This is a genomic window from Pseudactinotalea sp., from assembly GCF_048594945.1.
Lineage (GTDB): Bacteria > Actinomycetota > Actinomycetes > Actinomycetales > Beutenbergiaceae > Pseudactinotalea.
This window is the reverse complement of record NZ_JBMDXJ010000535.1, coordinates 1-4,331: the sequence shown is the minus strand read 5'-3', so window position 1 is coordinate 4,331 and position 4,331 is coordinate 1. Positions and strand designations below refer to the sequence as shown.

The window sequence follows — 4,331 nt, the reverse complement described above, 5'->3', positions numbered from 1 at the left end:
AACTCTTGATCCAGCTCTCCGTCACGCTCTTCGATCAACTCAAAGTCTCTGTCTCCAGCGCTGTCGAGGTCCAGTCGATGTATGCGAACGGGCGACTCTTCGTGAGTGAGAACAGCGAAGGCGGGCGGAACGGGCTCGAGGCGATGCTGCAGAAACAGTCGATCGCGAAGATCGCTGAAGCTGCGACGAAGGAACTGCGAGCCGCGGTTCTCAAGAGAAAGACAGTTCAGAAACGCAAGACGCCCCTGACACCCGAGCAGGTCACGGCCGCCATCGCTCCAACGAAGCAGTCTCTCTATGGGCGCATGCGGAAGTTGATGCAGGCGGCGGACCAGAGCCGGCATTGGCAACTGCTGCCCGACGCTGACGACGAGCGACTGTCTGATGAGGGTGACGAGCTCGAGGAGGGCGATTCCGAGCAGGCCGAGCCGACGTCGAGCGACGGGGACGCCGACACACTGCTGGCAACGGAGCTGTCGCGCCTTCTGAGCCAGGACCCGTCCCTCGGAGCGGTGGTTCGCGTGGACGCCGACAAGACCCCAGGCGTCCTCAGCGACCCCGCATTCGATCGGAAGATCATCGTCGTCGACGGGCCTGCCGGCTTCCACGCCGAGCAGAATCTGATGTGGCTGCTGTTGAAGGCTCGGTGGCCCGGGCCTGCGTCAATCTCGGGCAAGAAGCGTCCGTGCCTGGGCTGCTACCTGACGTTCAAGTACATGACCGAACTCGTCGGTGCGAACATCGACTTCAACGATCGCCCCGGGTACGCGTGGGTCGATTCGATCGAGAACCTCGGAGTCTTCCTCAAGCATGGGGGCGATGCCGCGTCCCTGGCGAACAGGCTCCGCGACTATCACGAGCTCGACGAGGGGGTCGCGATCGACGCGACCCAGCTCCTGCTGGAGTACCTCCGCAGGGAAGTCCCGACGACCGCGAATGTGACGGGTCGCTCGGCGAAGACGTCCACGAGGAAAGCGCCCACGAGGAAGGCGCCCACGAGAAAGCGGAAGGCGTCGTCGGAGGGGAAAGGTCCCACGAGGAAGAGGCCGAGGCAGACGCGTGAGCCGGGCGTGCCACCGGTCCCTGGGGGCGCGCCCGGCGAGATCAGCGAGTCGGACTCCGACGACGAGGACTAGCGTCTAGGTGAGGGCCGGGTTGGGCTAGCTCACCGGGCGGCGAGAGCGACCGGGCGCTGGAATCGGAGCCGCGCACTCACGAGAGAGTGACGGCGTGCGCCCGGTCGCCAGGTCACCTGGTCGCCTTCGCCTTCCGCGGGGTTCGCGCGACGCCTCAGAATGGCGGCGGATCGTCGAGGCCGGCTGGCAGGGTCGGCGGAGGCTCGGGGAGCGGCTTCTCCATGACGACCTTGCCATCGACGAACTCGATGTACCGATGCCCCGTGGCGGTGGTCCACGAGCGACTGCGGTCGGCGACGTTGTACGTGTAGTACCAACCGGCATGCGTCAGCAGCAGGTGGTCAGGCCGGCACCCAGGCGCCATGTTGCGTGCCGTCGTCGGACCGATCGGCCACGGGATCTCGTGATGCAGGTCGCAGGAGTCCGAGCTGACGCCGCATCCTGGGCGAACGCACTGGGGGTGCGTCGCCCGAATCAGGTCGGCCATCGCGGGTGGAGGCTTGTAGCGCGTCGTGGACAGCTCAAGCACCGAGTTGTCGACCGGATCGCGCACCAGACGCTGCCACGTGTTGCCCGCCGCGAGCGCTCGCGCTACCGATGCCGGGATCGGCCCGTACCCCTCGAGGTCGGCGGGTTCGTTGACCCCCGGCGGGTCGGAGCCGCCCTCGTCGGTGCCGGTCATCAAGCTCGTGAACGGCACCGTCACGCGGACGTGGGCAGCCCGGCCGCCGATCGTTCCCACGCGCATCCGCGGGACATCCTCGGAGTCTGTGCACTCGGCTCCGCCGACGGCGTCGGCCACCGGTCCGGCATCAGGCACGCGACCGCACTCAACGCCGTCGCACGGGCCGATCCACCCCGACTCGATCGCCGTGGCGCCCAGCAGTGCCAGTGCATCAGCACGGAACTGGTCCATGGTTCGTTCATCGCCGCCGGCCTTCGCTGACCGCGCTGCAGCCTCCAATGCACGGTAGACAGTCATCGCCTCCGCAGCTGGCATCACCGCGTACAGGGACGCCATGCCGTGCGGCAGAGCTCGTGGGCGGTCGACGCGCCGCGTTCGCTTCGCTTGCGCGCATCTGTCCTCGAACTCGTCAGGATCGACCATCGCGCACGCCTTGGTCAGGTCGCGGCGCACTGTCCCCGACGGCACGTGCGGCGCCTTGTCCAGCACCTCGTCCTGCACGTCGAGGGCAGCATCCGCCGACAGGTCAGTCAGCGCGTCCAGGATCATGTCCGCCTTGACGGCGCTGATCCTCCCGGCCTCGAATGCTTCACGGGTGGGGATGCCGACATGTCGCATGACCTGCCCCGAGTTGATGAGCCGTCGCGCGGCACGCCTGGTGATGCCGAGACGCATGGCGATCTCGTCGCCGGCGATGCACGGGTTGGAGATCACCACCCCGCGGCCGCGGGCATCCCGCTTCCGCAAGCGGTCCAGCCCGGCCAGCCCGTGGGCCATCTGGTCCCGACGTGCCAGCGCCGCGGCCGCCAGCCGCTTCTGCGAGGCGCAGTACGCCTCGAGGCGGTCCCAGTGCGCGACCACCTCGACGGCGTCGAAGTCGTTGTCGATCGCGTCCTCGGGCAGCTGTTCGAGCTCGGCGAGCAACGTACGCGACGGCGGCAGCTCGCCCAGCCACGAACCAGGTCCAAGTTCTGGCTGCTCGAGCTCCGCCAGCCAGTCAGGCGCGAGCGCGAGTTCGTCCTCGGGCGGCTCCCAGTCGTGCGGTCGCGCGGGCAGCAGGTCGGTGAGGAGCTCGAGCAGCTGCTCACGCGACATCGCCTCGAGCGGGATCGGCTCCGGGCAGGTATCGTCGGCGACGGTCTGCGACACGATTCCCACCTCCTCCGCGACTGGTGATCTGTCCTGGTCGGAGCCTCGCACGAGGCACCGACACTGCTTCGATCTCGTTGCCATGAGCCTGTCACCGAGGTCTGACATCGCGTGTGGCGCACGACCCGGGATGCCCTCCGCAGCGCTACTTATCCACAGGGCACGGCGGTGGAGAGGGTTGTCCACAGATCGCTCGCACGGTCTTTCGGGCGCCGCTCGCAGTCGGCCACGCTCCCTCCATGCCCGTTTCCCGCAAGCGCCGCCCCGGTCGTAGAAGCAGGGCGAACGGCGACGTCGGAGCGAGCCTCGAGCACGAGCTGTCCGCGGCCTACATCGACACTGCCTGCCCGGACTGCGGCACGGCGCTGAGCTACCAGCCTGACCCCCACCTGGCGCCAACCGACGAGCTGGCCGTGAGATTCCCCCGACCTGGAGCCCAGTGGTGGGACGACGTCGTCGTCGGCACCTGCACGATGATCCGCACCTTCTGCGACCGCGACCACGCCCAGCGCTGGACCGACCAGCACAGACCCGGCGTCGGCTACATCGCCGGCGCTACGCAGGTCTGGCAGCTCGCCAAGCCGTGGTACGGAGATCGGCTCGAGGCGACCTTCGAGCCTCACACCCGCGATTTACAACCAGAGCCTGCTGGACAGCTGCGGCCTGCGCAGTCCCTTCTGGGAACTTCCCTGATGTCGATCTGAAGGTCCCTCGCTCCCGGTGTGACGACGGCGTCGACTCCGCTCTCTGGTTGGGTGGACTCATGAGCACCGCTCCCAGACCCGCGGACGCGGTGCCGCAGTTCCGGGGGCCGTGGTCCTATCTCGGGTGGTTGGTGCGTCGTCAGTGGCCGCGGGTGACGCTCGGTGCGGTGCTCGGCACGCTCTACATGGTCGGCTTGGTAGTGCCGCCGTACCTGCTCTCGCGGGCCGTCGACGCGCTCGCCGGAGCCGACCGTGGCGTGGTGCTCGCCTGGTCCGCGGCACTGGTGGGCTCGGCCGTGGTACTCGCCGGGGTGAGCATCTGGCGGCACCGGACCATGACGAAGGTGCGCATGGACGCCGCGTTCCGCACCGTGTCCGTGCTCTCCGAGCAGTCGATCCGGCTCGGCGCCACCCAGGCACGGCGAGCCGGCGAGGTCGTGGCCATCGGCAACGTCGATGCGTGGACGCTCGGGCGCAGCCTCACGGTGACGGGGCCCGGCGTGGGCGCGGTCGTCGCGTACGTGACGATCACGGTGCTCCTGTTCCAGATCTCGGCACTGCTCGCTGTGATCGTTGCGTGCGGTGTCCCGGTGCTGGCGCTGCTCCTGGGTCCCGCGCTCGGGCCGCTGCAGAAGGCGGGTGCTGAGTACCGGGTCC

At 68.3% G+C, this 4,331-nt stretch carries 3 protein-coding genes and 1 pseudogene; 3 read left to right on the top strand and 1 reads right to left on the bottom strand.

The window, feature by feature from the left end; genetic code table 11:
- On the top strand, positions 1–1,136 hold a 1,136-nt coding region (locus ACOJSN_RS24440; RefSeq protein WP_420115089.1), incomplete at its 5' end, for a hypothetical protein.
- Positions 1,137–1,290: 154 nt separating this feature from the next.
- Here the strand turns inward: ACOJSN_RS24440 and ACOJSN_RS24435 are convergent.
- The gene (locus tag ACOJSN_RS24435; protein WP_420115088.1) at positions 1,291–2,970 is read right to left on the bottom strand and encodes a DUF222 domain-containing protein; all 1,680 of its coding nucleotides are present in this window, start codon (positions 2,968–2,970) and stop codon (positions 1,291–1,293) included.
- Between the two features lie 239 nt (positions 2,971–3,209).
- Between ACOJSN_RS24435 and merB the strand changes: the two genes are divergently transcribed.
- Both merB and ACOJSN_RS24425 read left to right on the top strand, forming a co-directional pair.
- Positions 3,210–3,674 carry an organomercurial lyase gene (gene merB / locus ACOJSN_RS24430; protein WP_420115087.1) on the top strand — a complete coding sequence of 155 codons (465 nt, stop codon included), beginning with the start codon at positions 3,210–3,212 and terminating at the stop codon, positions 3,672–3,674.
- Between the two features lie 59 nt (positions 3,675–3,733).
- Positions 3,734–4,331, top strand: a pseudogene (locus ACOJSN_RS24425) (hypothetical protein); the annotation flags it as partial.

Excerpts from the sequence above, each read along its gene's own strand:
- merB (WP_420115087.1), top strand. The coding sequence starts at position 3,210 with ATGCCCGTTTCCCGCAAGCGCCGCCCCGGTCGTAGAAGCAGGGCGAAC.